The following is a 12,910-nucleotide window of genomic DNA, read 5'->3' on the forward strand; positions in this document are numbered from 1 at the left end:
AGAATGATTTATACAGATGGTTCAGTCTGCGAAGCTGCTCTCAATTAACTCACCCATTGCACTAACCATTGCAAACCAAACGCGCCTGGAGCTAATACCCCAAAAGACCAGATAAGTGCGGAACAGATATTCGCTATCTGAAAATAACGCAATGGCATGGTACAAATACCTGCGACTAATGGCACAATTGCACGGAATGGCCCAAAGAATCGACCAAAGAAAATGCTCCAGATACCCCAACGTTCAAAGAAATGGTGCACTCGTGTCAGTAGTTGTGGTTTACGGGAAATCGGCCAGACTTTACTAATATCACCTTTAAAATAGGCGCCAACAATATAAGATACCCAATCGCCCAAAAAAGCCCCTGCTGCCGCAGCCAACCAAATTGGCCAGAAATTAAGACCACTTTCGCCTATTAATGCCCCCAATCCAAGCAATATGATCGTTGCAGGTAATAACAAAGAGAAAAAAGCCAGAGATTCACCAAAAGCAAGCAAGAAAACAATCGGCATGATCCAGGTATCATGAGCTTTAACAAAAGCGATTACCAGATCAACTATTTCATGAAGACTCAAATTCATATTCCTGTATTAATTAATACCACATTCAATTTAACCACCGCTGCATTAACCAGAATTAAACCAACGTTTTATTCAAGGAAATAACCTTGTAATTTCTTACGGGCAGCAAAATCAAGGCCAAGATCTTTTTCCAGCCATATATCCACACTGCCATAATGTTGGTTAATACTGTTTAATGCCGTCATTAAAAACTCTTCTCTCACGGAATAAACATAAGCGAATTTATCAACCACATCATCACCCATGGTTTTCGCATGCTCATTTAATAAATATTCACGGTAAGGAGCCAAAGTAGAGTGAGTCACTAAATAATCTTCCATTACCGTATTCAAATCAGCCCCCAGAGCAAACAATACCAAAGCAGAACCTACACCGGTTCTGTCTTTACCTACCGCACAATGCTGGACTATCCCACCTTTTTCCGGTTGTTGCAGTAATTTAACTAATGTCTTATAGGCTGAATTTTTCAGAGGCAGTAATGCATAAAGACGGAACATAAATGTTTGCGGATCAAATTGTTCCAACATCTCTGATGTCAACTTCTCCAGATTCGCATTCACTTCCTCAGATAATGGATTGGCCGGGGCATGATGATAATTAGCGCCATTCCATACCAAATCGGGCTTATCCGCTATTTCACTGGTATCACGATAATCTATGATTTGAAAGAGATTTTTATTTTCCAGGAAAGATTGGTCTTTTTCTGTTAAGCGATCCAGAGAACCTGAACGGAAAAGTAAACCTGATTTGATTTTTCCACCGTTCACTACTTTTTTACCGCCTAAATCACGAAAATTAATCCCTCCACTGAGGGGAAGTACTGATGGATGCAATAAAGATGTTGTGATCATGATGACTTTTAATGAGTTGTTAGGTATTAAAACATTAACAGATTTCTGTTTAAAATAAGAGTGAGCCGGAATACTCCGGCCCAAAAAGTATGATTTACAACAAACGGCGAGCAGCTTCCACGACAATCCCCAATGCGTTACTTTCTGTTTTCTCAAGTAATTCAACATTAGGAATCTCCTGCTGAGTACGGTTAACAATGACACCAGCAACCATACCCGCACGTAGCCCTTGGCTTGTACACATTGTTAATAAAGTTGCCGATTCCATTTCATAATTCATGACGCCCATCGCCTGCCATTCAGCCATTGAGCCTTTGAAACGGCTCACAACCCGGCCAGAATAGGTATCGTAACGCTCCTGACCGGGATAAAAAGTATCGGAAGAGGCCGTTACCCCCACATGTACCGTTGCACCCAAATCTTTTGCTGCTTCGTACAAAGCAGTCGTACATTCAAAATCAGCAACCGCCGGGAATTCCATCGGAGCAAAATGCAGGCTGGCACCATCCAAACGAACAGCAGCGGTCGTCACCAACACATCACCAACATTGATATTTTCCTGAATTGCACCTGTTGTGCCAATACGCAAAAAAGTACGCACACCCAATTGCGCTAATTCTTCAACAGCGATAGAGGTTGACGGGCCACCAATACCGGTAGAGCACACAATGACGGCCTTACCATCAATTTCTGCCCGCCATGACGTAAATTCACGTAAAGAAGCAAGATGAACTGGGTTATCCATCAATCTTGCGATTTTTTCCACACGTTTCGGATCACCCGGAACAATAGCTAAAGTTGCGCCTTGCAGGTCGCTTTTGGTCAGACCTAAGTGAAATACATCAGACATATCAGACTCCTCAGCAAGAAAATTTATAATGAAATGAGTTGAGATCTACTGTATTGAGCATTTAGACATCTTTTAGTGATAAATGTCACTTCAAAGTAATATAAAAAAGAAAAACATACATTATTTTGAGACTTAAATCACAAAATAACCATAAGACAGTAAAGAAACAGGGCATTTTCTTCCGCTAACTAACTTGAATGAGCCATATTATGGAAAAAACCATCCATTGTTTAGTTATACCTAATAGATTTCGAGTTGCAGCGCGGCGGCAAGTGAACGAATCCCCAGGAGCATAGACAACTATGTGACTGGGGTGAGTGAAAGTAGCCAACAAAGCAGCAGCTTGAAAGATGAAGGCTATATATTTATTTGACATTCTGCTTGCAAGACTGAAAGTTTTTCTCTGAGAAAATGACAGGCACAAAAAATATGATCTACTGGTAATATCCATCAAACAGTAAAGATAATCCTCTCTGTGCCTGCACAATATCCGTATGTAAATATCAAGTACCTGATACTTTATTAAATTATTAATCAGCATACCATTTACATAGGTTACTTTATAATTTAGATTGTTATTATATTGAAATTTAGTTTATTCAACAAAACCGGTCATACCGTATGGGAATATAAATCATCTTTAGTTATGAAATTAGATATATTTTCCAAGTCTATCGATAGAATTATTTCACCCAGTATCCCACGGTTAATATCAGATTCGTCTATTTTTGTTACTTTTATTTCTGAAAGATGACCACTCATATTTTTAAAATATTCATCCTCATGATTTTTGGTTCGGATTACCCTCCGTTTTGAATACAGATCATACTTATAAACCTCTGTATTGATCTCTTCTGGAAAATACATTTGACCAACAAAAGCAAAATGCTCTTTGTCAGTTATATCTGCACTCAATTTTCTGATTCCAATATGAATATGAGTCGCTCTACCAGCATAAAACCCAGGATAAATAGTCGTAAAATTAACTATTCCATTCTTATCCGATGGTTGAGCTCCTCTTAGAAAATTTTTATCATCAGTTCGATTGCTAGAACCTATTCCAGCAACGTTAGGTACTATATCGGGGCTGATATAACTCCAACCAGAATATTTTCCCCGACTATTACAATGCCAAATATCAACAAATAGATTATCAACTGGTTTACATGTTTTTTTATCCATGACAGTAATTTTCAATAAAAAAGGTATTCCTACTTCTGAATCGGTAATATCCCTTCTTACAATTTTGTCATTTCGGAAATACGGCCCTGATATCTGCTCTGGCGCAAGCGTACATACGCCTATTCCATGTTGTGGGGATAACTTTGCTTCCGCACGAGCTAAACTCATCGGAGCAAGTGCCGCAGTCGCCGTAATAGCGGCACCACTTTTTAAAAAATTTCTTCGAGAGCTACTTTTCTTACCTTGCAACTTATTAACATCCATATAATCCTCTCTTTAATTATTAAGTTTCTATACCCGTTATCTTTCAAGTTGCCTCTTTGTTGGCTGCACTCGCTCACCCCGGTCACATAGTTAGCTATGCTCCGGGGGATTCGCTCTCTTGCTGTCGCGATGCGTCTTGAAATCCATAGGGTATATATTACAATGCTTCCATCTTGTTACTACACGGGTTATTTTGTTAATAAAATGTATTTTTTCAAATACCAATATGGCATATATAAGTTACTAAAAGTTTGGTAATAGAAAAGATCCCGGCTAAGCCGTATCACAATGCGCTACTGCAAAAAAAAAGATTATTTTATGAAAAATGCCCATCACCAATTAATGGTGACAGGCAAATTGCTGGATTAGTTATTTCACTGATTCGCGGAGGCGTTTCGCCGCTTGTACCATGTTTTCCAGTGACTGGCGAGTTTCAGTCCAACCACGGGTTTTCAGGCCACAATCCGGGTTAACCCATAAACGTTCAACCGGAATACGATCAGCCGCTTTACGTAATAGTGCTTCAATCCATTCAATACTGGGTACGTTAGGTGAATGAATATCATAAACACCCGGCCCGATCTCATTCGGATAAGAGAAGTTTTCGAATGAATCCAACAGCTCCATATCTGAACGGGAAGTCTCAATAGTAATCACGTCCGCATCTAATGCTGCAATGGAAGGCATAATGTCATTGAACTCGCAATAACACATATGAGTGTGAATCTGTGTGTCATCTTTAGCAATTGCAGCATTCAATTTAAATGCTTCCACCGCCCAATCAAGATAGGACTGCCACTCTTCCCGGCGCAGTGGTAAACCTTCCCGCAATGCTGGCTCATCAATCTGAATGATACCAATGCCCGCTTCTTGCAAATCGTCCACTTCATCACGCAGTGCCAATGCAATTTGCTTAGCAATCGTCTCACGGCTGACATCTTCCCTTGGGAATGACCAACAGAGAATTGTCACCGGCCCAGTTAACATCCCTTTGACAGGTTTCTCTGTCAGCGATTGAGCATATTTAGCCCATTCTACAGTGATAGCTTCAGGACGGCTGACATCACCAATAATCACTGGTGGCTTAACGCAGCGAGATCCATAGCTCTGAACCCAGCCATTCTGCGTAAAGACAAAACCGTCGAGGTGTTCACCGAAATACTCCACCATGTCGTTACGTTCAGCTTCACCATGCACCAATACATCTAATCCTAAACGTTCTTGTTCGTTAATTGCCTGCTTAATATGTTCACAGATATTGGTACGATAGCTGGCACCATCCACCCGACCTTTTTTGAAATCCAAACGCAAACCACGAATTTCCGTCGTTTGCGGGAATGATCCAATTGTTGTTGTCGGCCACAATGGCAAGTTATAGCGCTGACGCTGTATTTCCGCACGCTGTGGGTATGGCTGATTACGCTCACTGTCCTGTGGATTAATTGCGGCAAGGCGCTCAGTAACAGCCTGATTATTCACCCGTTTAGATTCACGACGGGCACGGATTGGCGCACTGTAAGCATCCAACTCTGCTTGTTTACCGCCTTCTGGCTGATTCAATCCCGCAGCCAGCAGGGCTAACTCTTCACATTTCTGCAATGCGAACGCAAACCAGCTTTTCACCTCTGCATCAAGCGCAGTCTCATCATTCAGATCGATAGGGCTATGCAGAAGAGAACAGGAAGAACCGATCCACAGTGTACGGCTATCTACCAATGGCTTAATCAACTGATATTTAGCAGTTAAATCAGCACGCCATACATTACGACCATTAATCACACCAAGGGAAAGCACCCACTCTTTCGGCAATGACTCATTCAGTTGCGCGATATCATCCTGACCAGCAACCAGATCCACATGTAGCCCTTGTACCGGCAAGGATTTGATCGTTTCTAGGTTGTGACCAACGCTATCGAAATAGGTAGTCAACAATAATTTAACCTGCCCCTGTAGTGCCTGATAAGCAACCGGATAAGCCGCCAACCACTCTGCTGGCAGTTCCAGTACCAGCGCAGGTTCATCAATCTGAACCCATTCGATACCACGTCTAGCCAGCTCAGCCAATACTTGCTGATAAACAGGAAGAATATCTTTCAATAAAGAGAGACGATCAAATACCTGACCTTTCACTTTACCCAACCACAGGTAAGTTACTGGCCCCAGTAAAACAGGTTTTACTTGATGACCCAGAGCCAATGCTTCATCCACTTCTTCTAGTAACTGAGTCCAACTCAGTTTAAATTCCTGCCCTTGCTGAAATTCTGGCACAATATAATGGTAGTTAGTATTAAACCATTTAGTCATTTCTGCGGCGGCGGCAGGTTCACCCGTCGGTGCACGACCGCGAGCAATACGGAACAGTGTATCCAGATCAATCGTGCCATCTGGATTCTGGTGACGCGGTGGCACATTACCGAGCAGTAAACTGGTCGTCAGAACATGATCATACCAAGCGAAATCACCAACTGGCACTAAATCAACACCAGCCTGCTTCTGTTGCTCCCAGTGACGGGCACGTAACTCACGCCCAGTTTCCAATAATTCTTGCTGAGAAATTTTCCCTGCCCAATAGTTTTCCTGAGCCTTTTTGAGTTCTCTTTTCAAACCGATACGTGGAAAGCCAAGTGTGTGATTAATAATCGTCATTTCATTATCCCGTCATTTTTAGCCGTCTAGATGTTTACACATCCATAATCAACAGGTAAGGTATAAACCACAAGCGCAATTTATTCATTATCACCTTGAAGGTTTCTCATGATCGAAATAAAACATCTAAAAACATTACAATCATTGAGTCATTGTGGTTCATTAGCGGCAGCAGCCAATCATCTGCATCAAACCCAATCCGCTTTGTCTCATCAGTTCAGCGATCTTGAACATCGCCTTGGCTTCCGGTTGTTCATTCGTAAAAGTCAACCGCTTCGTTTCACGCCACAGGGTGAAGTTTTATTACGACTAGCAGAACAAGTGCTCCCTCTGGTTCAAAATGCGCTGCGCGAATGTAAAGAACCGGGCCAAACAAATCTGCGTATCGCTATTGAATGCCATAGCTGTATTCAATGGCTGACACCTGCACTCAAGCATTTCCGAGAAACCTGGCCACAAGTCAATGTGGATTTCAAATCCGGCGTCACTTTTGATCCACAACCTGCACTACAGCAACGAGAATTGGATGTCGTTTTGACATCAGATATTCTCCCTGAGAGTCATTTGCACTACACGCCGCTATTTGATTATGAGGTGAAACTGGTTGTTGCTCCGGATCATCCTCTGGCCAATAAACTGCACATCCAGCCAAAAGATTTAATTGATGAGACGTTGATGATCTACCCCGTTCAACGTCAGCGATTCGATATCTGGCGGCGTTTCTTGCAACCAGCGGGCGTTGTCCCTACGTTGAAAAATGTGGATAACACCCTGTTACTGATTCAAATGGTCGCTGCCCGCATGGGAATCGCGGCGCTGCCACATTGGGTTGTTGAGACATTTGAAAGGCAAGAGTTAGTGGTAACTAAAACACTGGGAGAAGGTTTATGGAGCAGGCTGTACGCTGCCGTCCGTGAAGGCGAGCAGTACCAGCCTGAGACTGAAGCATTTATCCATTCCGCACGCCAACACGCAATGGATAATCTGCCATTCGTAAAAGGAATTTCAAAAGTAAGCGTCGATGCCCCTAGAACAACGCAGCAACCCAACTCCCCTCAATGGTAAATTTATCAGCCATTCCACCGGAACCAACATATTATTCATCATTGCCAAGAGGTTCCGGTATCTACGGCGGGAAAACCAATACCACCAACCAGACACGAGCAAACACCACGAATCAGCTATCAACCTGATAGGCAAGATATTCACCGATCAGGCTGAATAAAGTGGCTCACAAGATTGTCGTGACAACCAACAAATATAGGAGATCAGTGCTCTTTCTGTACCAATAGAGCTTCCAGTAAATCCAAATCATGCAGCAAGGTTTGCAGTGTCTCATTACTGATTTTTCTGGTTGCACGCAAATGATACAACTCACCGCGCTCTGCCCTTAATGCAGTCAGACGAAAACGACGTTCCAAATCTTCCACTAGCAGGTTATGTTCTATCTCATCCTGACCCACAGTACGGCGACGCAAATAGCCAATTACCCTAGAAGCAACTTCAGTAATCACCTCAGCATCCAATTGCTCTTCGGGGCTAGCAGAAAGACGCTCTTCCATCTTATTCATACTAACAATCGCCACTTCCGCCATAGCTGCCCGTGCCATTCTGACTTCACTGATATCTGCCTCCTTATCGGAAGTTTGCATTCCCCGTAACAGGAATGGCAAAGAGAGAACTCCAATTAACAACGAGAACAGGATGACCCCTGCCGCAATAAAGATAAGCTGATAACGTGCCGGGAATGGCGTACCATCCGCCAGAAACAGAGGAACAGACAGTGCACCAGCAAGTGTGATTGCGCCACGAACGCCGGCAAAAGATGCCAGCCACAATTCACGGGTGGTATAAGTCGCAAAATTCAGTGGATTTTTCTTCATAAAGACTTTGCTGATATTCTTCATCAGCCACAACCAACAGAAACGCAATAACAGGAGCGCCCCATAAATCACTGCAACTGCGGCAAATAACATCCAGGTTTCAACGGTTGGATCAAGTTCTGCCTGTATAACGGAAGTTTGCCAGATCCCCGGTAGTTGCAGGCCCAACATGATAAACACCAAGCCGTTAAACACGAACGCCAGCATTGACCAGACACTATCAGCACGCAAACGCATTGCCAACGGTGCATTACGGATGACCCCAGACTTACTGATCGTCATACCCGCGGCAACTGAGGCAAGGATACCGGAAACACCAATATGTTCTGCAATCAGATAAGAGGCAAACGGCAACAGCAACATGAAAACAATTTGGGTTGCCGGATCGCCACCGCTCCAACGATTCATTAAGCGCAGGGATTTACTGTACAACCAAGTTACTGCAATACCGGATAACAAACCGCCAATAGCAACTTTGAAGAATTCCATGGTCATGCCAGTAACAGAAAATGCCATCGTTCCCATTGCTATCGCTACTGCGAACTTTAAGGCTACCAAGCCGGAAGCATCATTCATTAACGCTTCCCCTTCCATCACATTCATCATGCGCTTAGGCATGCGCCTTTTTCCAACAATGGATGATAAAGCCACCGCATCTGTTGGCGATAACACAGCAGCAAGGGCAAAAGCAGCAATTAACGGAATACCTGGCATCAGCCAGTAAATCAGGTAACCAATACCGACAACAGTAACCAGCACCAATACCAGCATCAGTATGAAAATTTCCCGTCCGTACTGGAAAAACTCTCTGGTTGGCATTTTCCAGCCGTCAACGAATAACAAAGGAGGGATTAGCAGAACGAGAAACAGCTCAGGATTGAAAGTAACATGTAAACCAAAGTGCGGCCAAGCCAGCAATGCCCCCATGGCAATTTGCATTAACGGCAAAGGTATGCGGAACGGAATCACTTTAGTCAGAACACCAGAAACTGAAACCACCAAAATCAAGATCAGAATAGTAAAGAATATTTCCATGTTGCCCTTACAATTTACCTAAGAACCGTTGGTATACAGATTGAAACTCTTTTTCTTCCCGTTAACACAAAAACAGTGAGAATAAATCTTAATACTAAAGTAACTGAATCAATCGAAAAAGGTAGATACACACGGAGCCGTATCCGAAAGAATTGCAGGAATATTGTAAACTAATCAGATAAATAGAGGGGGAAATAATTAAGAATTTAAAAGTAATCGCAAGAAATAGCAAAGTGCGCAGGGGTGAACAGACCTTACGCACTTTTTAATCAATCAAATAGCCCAATCACCAGCATAAAATGCTACTAAAGCGATCGTAATTATCACTGTACCGATATTCAATTGGCGCCATTCACCGGAACAGATACGACCAACAACCAGAGAACCGAAACCCAACATAATACCGGTTACAATATTGCAAGTCAGAACAATAAAGACCGCGCAAAGCATACCGGACATCGCCCCAACAAAATCATTGAAATCCAGTTTCCTGACATTACTCAGCATCAGCAGACCAACATACATCAGCGCCGGCGCAGTGGCATACGCTGGTACAAGATATGAAAGTGGAGAAAAGAACAAAATTAACAGGAACAGGATACCGACAACTGTTGCAGTTAAACCTGTTTTACCGCCTGCGGCGGTACCCGCGGCTGATTCGATATATACCGCAGCCGGAGAAGCACCAATAGCACCGGCAAAAATACTACTGACAGAATCGGCAGTCAGCGCTTTACCGCCGTTAATAATCTGTCCACCTTTATCCAACAGATTCCCTTGCCCTGCTACCGCACGGATAGTACCGGTCGCATCAAATACCGCAGTCATTACCAGCGCCAACACACTGGGTAACACAATTGGCTGCAAAGCCCCCATAATATCCATACTAAAAATCAGGGACAGGCCATCATCTCCCAGACTCGGTACCTTAAAGAACCCTTGATATTTCACCGCCGGATCAAAAATCAGCCCAATAACAGAAATCACCACGATTACTAACAGCACACCGCCGGGGACTTTCAATTTTTCCAAGCCAAAAATAACAGCCAGCCCAAGCAGAGTCATCATAACCGGAAAAGAGGTGAACGAACCCAAAGCAACAGGCAAACCTTCCAGTGGGTTCTTAATGACCAGACCAACACCGTTTGACGCAATCAGTAACAAAAACAACCCAATACCAATCCCTGCACCATGCGCAATACCCATGGGTATATTGCGTAAAATCCAAGAACGAATACCGGTCACAGAAATCACTGTAAACAAACACCCCATCAGAAATACCGCACCGAGTGCAACCGGAATAGTAATTTGCTGTCCTAAAACCAAACTAAAAGCGGTAAATGCAGTCAACGAAATTGCACAACCAATTGCCATTGGCAAGTTAACCCACAGCCCCATTAACAAAGAACCAAAACCGGCAACCAAACAAGTCGCAATAAAGACAGCAGCATGGGGAAACCCTGCCTGCCCTAACATCCCCGGTACAACGATGACTGAATAAACCATCGCCAAGAAAGTTGTGAGCCCTGCCAGAATTTCACGACGTACGGTTGTGCCACGTTCGGTCAATTTAAAATACTTGTCCAGCTTGCATTTAGCTGGTGCCTGAGTGCCAGACATGTCATTCCCCTGCATTATGTTCATGGTACTTCTTCCACTTCCTAATCAAACGAAAACGATTACCTCGCTTAATAACACAACACTTAATGAACATTGCACCAATCGGTTCAACAAATCATAAAAGCAATCGTTTGGCTTTTAGAATAGAAAACAGTGAGAGAATTTGAGGCGAAAGATTATCCAGTGATCATGGTGTTGGAATCAAGAGCTAGCAGTATTATTTAACACAAAAAAAGCGGTCTGTTTATTGTCATGTTTTTATCGTGAAAAACTTGATAAAAACATAATTGTTGATAAAGTCACCAACAGGAGGTAAACCATGAGCATCAAAACCAAACTAATAGATGATATAAAACAATTCCAACCTGGTACTATTTTCACTTACCAGGAGTTGCCAACCTATAAATCAGCACCAAACACTGTTGTTAAGGCCGTCAGTCGTCTGATTAAAACTGGCGAATTGCGCCGTTTTTCCAAAGGTAATTTCTATCGCCCCAAAAGCGGGCTATTTGGCGAGCAAAAACCTTCAGATCAAGAGAAAATCAAAACCTTCTTATTTCGTAACGGGCACCGTATCGGCTATATAACAGGAATCAGTCTATATAATAAGCTGGGCTTAACAACTCAAATTCCCATGACTATCACAATTGCAATGGCAGGATCGCGGCAAAAAAAAGATATGGGAACTCTACGGGTAAACATTATCCCTTCCCGCACACCGGTAAATGAAAACAATCAAACAGCACTTGAAATATTGGATGCATTAAATGGTATAAAAAAAATCCCAGATACCTCCCCATCTGATGCGTTAAGTATATTAAGACATAAACTCAATGAGTTAGATAACCGACAAATCAAAATGGCAATAAAACTTGCGCTAAACCATTATCCTCCATCAACACGAGCACTCCTGGGGATGCTTCTGGATGAAACAGGAATCGAAGGCAACAAACTAAAAAAATCTTTAAACCCATTAAGCCGTTATAAAATTGGTCTTAACTGTAATCAATGGCAAAAAGCCAGGGAGTGGCATATCTCATGAATCTCCATCAAAATCCAGAATTATTAGCTGAACTGATAACCAAAACAGCTCAATATTTTATAATTCCAGAAGTTTATGTAGAAAAAGATTATTGGGTCACCTGGGTTTTGCATAACCTCAATCAATCTGAATATCGTGATCACCTGATATTTAAAGGTGGTACATCACTATCAAAGGCTTTCAAGTTGATCAATCGTTTCTCTGAGGATATAGATCTTGCCGTCTATGCTCCTGGACTAAATGATAACCAGACAAAAAACTTAATTCGAAAAGCAGAAAAAGCCCTTGTTTCAGGACTAGAATATCTTCCCAAACATGCCCGATAATCAAAAGGCAGCCGATTCAGAAAAACACTTTATCGTTATCCTCGCCATGTAAGAGGTGAATTTGGTCAAGCATCAGAAGAATTACTTCTAGAAATTAATGCTTTTACAATGCCAGAGCCTTGGGTTCTACGTTCTGTAAATACACTACTCGCTGAATTTCTTGCGACAATTAATCGCCATGATTTAATCTTAGAGTTCGGCTTGTCAGCTTTTGAAATTAATATACTCAATGTCGAACGAACAATGGCCGAAAAAATCCTAAGTTTAATTAAATCTTCTCGTTCTGATAAAAACAGCAAAAAGCTAAAATCAAAAATCCGCCATATCTATGACCTATGCATGATCATTCGTCAAGATAATTACCTTAAGTTTATGAATAGTGAAAAAATGCTGGAAATGCTACGTATTGTTGAACAAACAGATCGTGAGAAATTTCCTGATGCCGAAAAATGGCTAACCCATCCGCTCCATGAAACGGATCTTTTTGCCCATCCACAACAAATCTGGAGCACATTATCATCTGAATTTCATCAATCTTTTGCCGCGCTAGTATATGATAATGATCTCCCCAGTAATAATGAGGTTTACTCAATGCTGACTGCTGTTCACAGCCAGCTTCTACGCCTGTAA

At 42.4% G+C, this 12,910-nt stretch carries 9 protein-coding genes and 1 pseudogene; 3 read left to right on the forward strand and 7 right to left on the reverse strand.

The window, feature by feature from the left end; all coding sequences use genetic code 11:
- Positions 1-44: 44 nt before the first annotated feature.
- From D3222_RS01500 to metE, 5 genes are all read right to left on the reverse strand, one after another.
- Positions 45-581 (reverse strand): DedA family protein, encoded by a 537-nt coding sequence (locus D3222_RS01500; protein WP_369973492.1) that lies wholly within the window; start codon positions 579-581, stop codon positions 45-47.
- Between the two features lie 68 nt (positions 582-649).
- Complete coding sequence (locus D3222_RS01505; protein WP_118984715.1) at positions 650-1,432, reverse strand: tyrosine-protein phosphatase; 783 nt, start codon at positions 1,430-1,432, stop codon at positions 650-652.
- A 94-nt stretch (positions 1,433-1,526) separates the two neighbouring features.
- Positions 1,527-2,282: a uridine phosphorylase gene (udp, locus tag D3222_RS01510; RefSeq protein ID WP_118984538.1), complete on the reverse strand. Its 756-nt coding sequence runs from the start codon at positions 2,280-2,282 to the stop codon at positions 1,527-1,529.
- A gap of 612 nt (positions 2,283-2,894) precedes the next feature.
- Positions 2,895-3,728 (reverse strand): intradiol ring-cleavage dioxygenase, encoded by an 834-nt coding sequence (locus D3222_RS01515; protein WP_118984539.1) that lies wholly within the window; start codon positions 3,726-3,728, stop codon positions 2,895-2,897.
- A 369-nt stretch (positions 3,729-4,097) separates the two neighbouring features.
- Positions 4,098-6,374 (reverse strand): 5-methyltetrahydropteroyltriglutamate--homocysteine S-methyltransferase, encoded by a 2,277-nt coding sequence (gene metE, locus D3222_RS01520; RefSeq protein ID WP_118984540.1) that lies wholly within the window; start codon positions 6,372-6,374, stop codon positions 4,098-4,100.
- Between the two features lie 108 nt (positions 6,375-6,482).
- Here metE and metR point away from each other — a divergent pair, with 108 nt between their 5' ends.
- The gene (gene metR, locus D3222_RS01525) at positions 6,483-7,439 is read left to right on the forward strand and encodes an HTH-type transcriptional regulator MetR (RefSeq protein WP_118984541.1); all 957 of its coding nucleotides are present in this window, start codon (positions 6,483-6,485) and stop codon (positions 7,437-7,439) included.
- Between the two features lie 203 nt (positions 7,440-7,642).
- Here metR and D3222_RS01530 read toward each other — a convergent pair whose 3' ends face one another.
- Entirely contained in the window at positions 7,643-9,292 is a 1,650-nt protein-coding gene (locus tag D3222_RS01530) for a Na+/H+ antiporter (protein ID WP_118984542.1), read from the reverse strand.
- A gap of 273 nt (positions 9,293-9,565) precedes the next feature.
- On the reverse strand, positions 9,566-10,912 hold the full coding sequence (locus D3222_RS01535) for an NCS2 family permease (RefSeq protein WP_118984543.1): 1,347 nt from the start codon (positions 10,910-10,912) through the stop codon (positions 9,566-9,568).
- Positions 10,913-11,231: 319 nt separating this feature from the next.
- On the opposite strand from D3222_RS01535, the gene D3222_RS01540 reads away from it, so the two are divergent.
- Positions 11,232-11,954: a DUF6088 family protein gene (locus tag D3222_RS01540; RefSeq protein WP_118984544.1), complete on the forward strand. Its 723-nt coding sequence runs from the start codon at positions 11,232-11,234 to the stop codon at positions 11,952-11,954.
- Positions 11,951-12,910: pseudogene (locus D3222_RS25780) on the forward strand (nucleotidyl transferase AbiEii/AbiGii toxin family protein). The gene D3222_RS01540 and the pseudogene D3222_RS25780 overlap by 4 nt, the downstream one beginning before the upstream one ends.

It is taken from the genome of Photorhabdus sp. CRCIA-P01 (assembly GCF_003545805.1).
Lineage (GTDB): Bacteria > Pseudomonadota > Gammaproteobacteria > Enterobacterales > Enterobacteriaceae > Photorhabdus > Photorhabdus antumapuensis.

Bases quoted from the DNA above. Each gene is read 5' to 3' on its own strand.
- D3222_RS01505 (WP_118984715.1), bottom strand. From the start codon at position 1,432: ATGATCACAACATCTTTATTGCATCCATCAGTACTTCCCCTCAGTGGA.
- metR (WP_118984541.1), top strand. From the start codon at position 6,483: ATGATCGAAATAAAACATCTAAAAACATTACAATCATTGAGTCATTGT.
- udp (WP_118984538.1), bottom strand. From the start codon at position 2,282: ATGTCTGATGTATTTCACTTAGGTCTGACCAAAAGCGACCTGCAAGGC.
- D3222_RS01500 (WP_369973492.1), bottom strand. From the start codon at position 581: ATGAATTTGAGTCTTCATGAAATAGTTGATCTGGTAATCGCTTTTGTT.
- metE (WP_118984540.1), bottom strand. From the start codon at position 6,374: ATGACGATTATTAATCACACACTTGGCTTTCCACGTATCGGTTTGAAA.
- D3222_RS01540 (WP_118984544.1), top strand. From the start codon at position 11,232: ATGAGCATCAAAACCAAACTAATAGATGATATAAAACAATTCCAACCT.
- D3222_RS01515 (WP_118984539.1), bottom strand. From the start codon at position 3,728: ATGGATGTTAATAAGTTGCAAGGTAAGAAAAGTAGCTCTCGAAGAAAT.
- D3222_RS01535 (WP_118984543.1), bottom strand. From the start codon at position 10,912: ATGTCTGGCACTCAGGCACCAGCTAAATGCAAGCTGGACAAGTATTTT.
- D3222_RS01530 (WP_118984542.1), bottom strand. From the start codon at position 9,292: ATGGAAATATTCTTTACTATTCTGATCTTGATTTTGGTGGTTTCAGTT.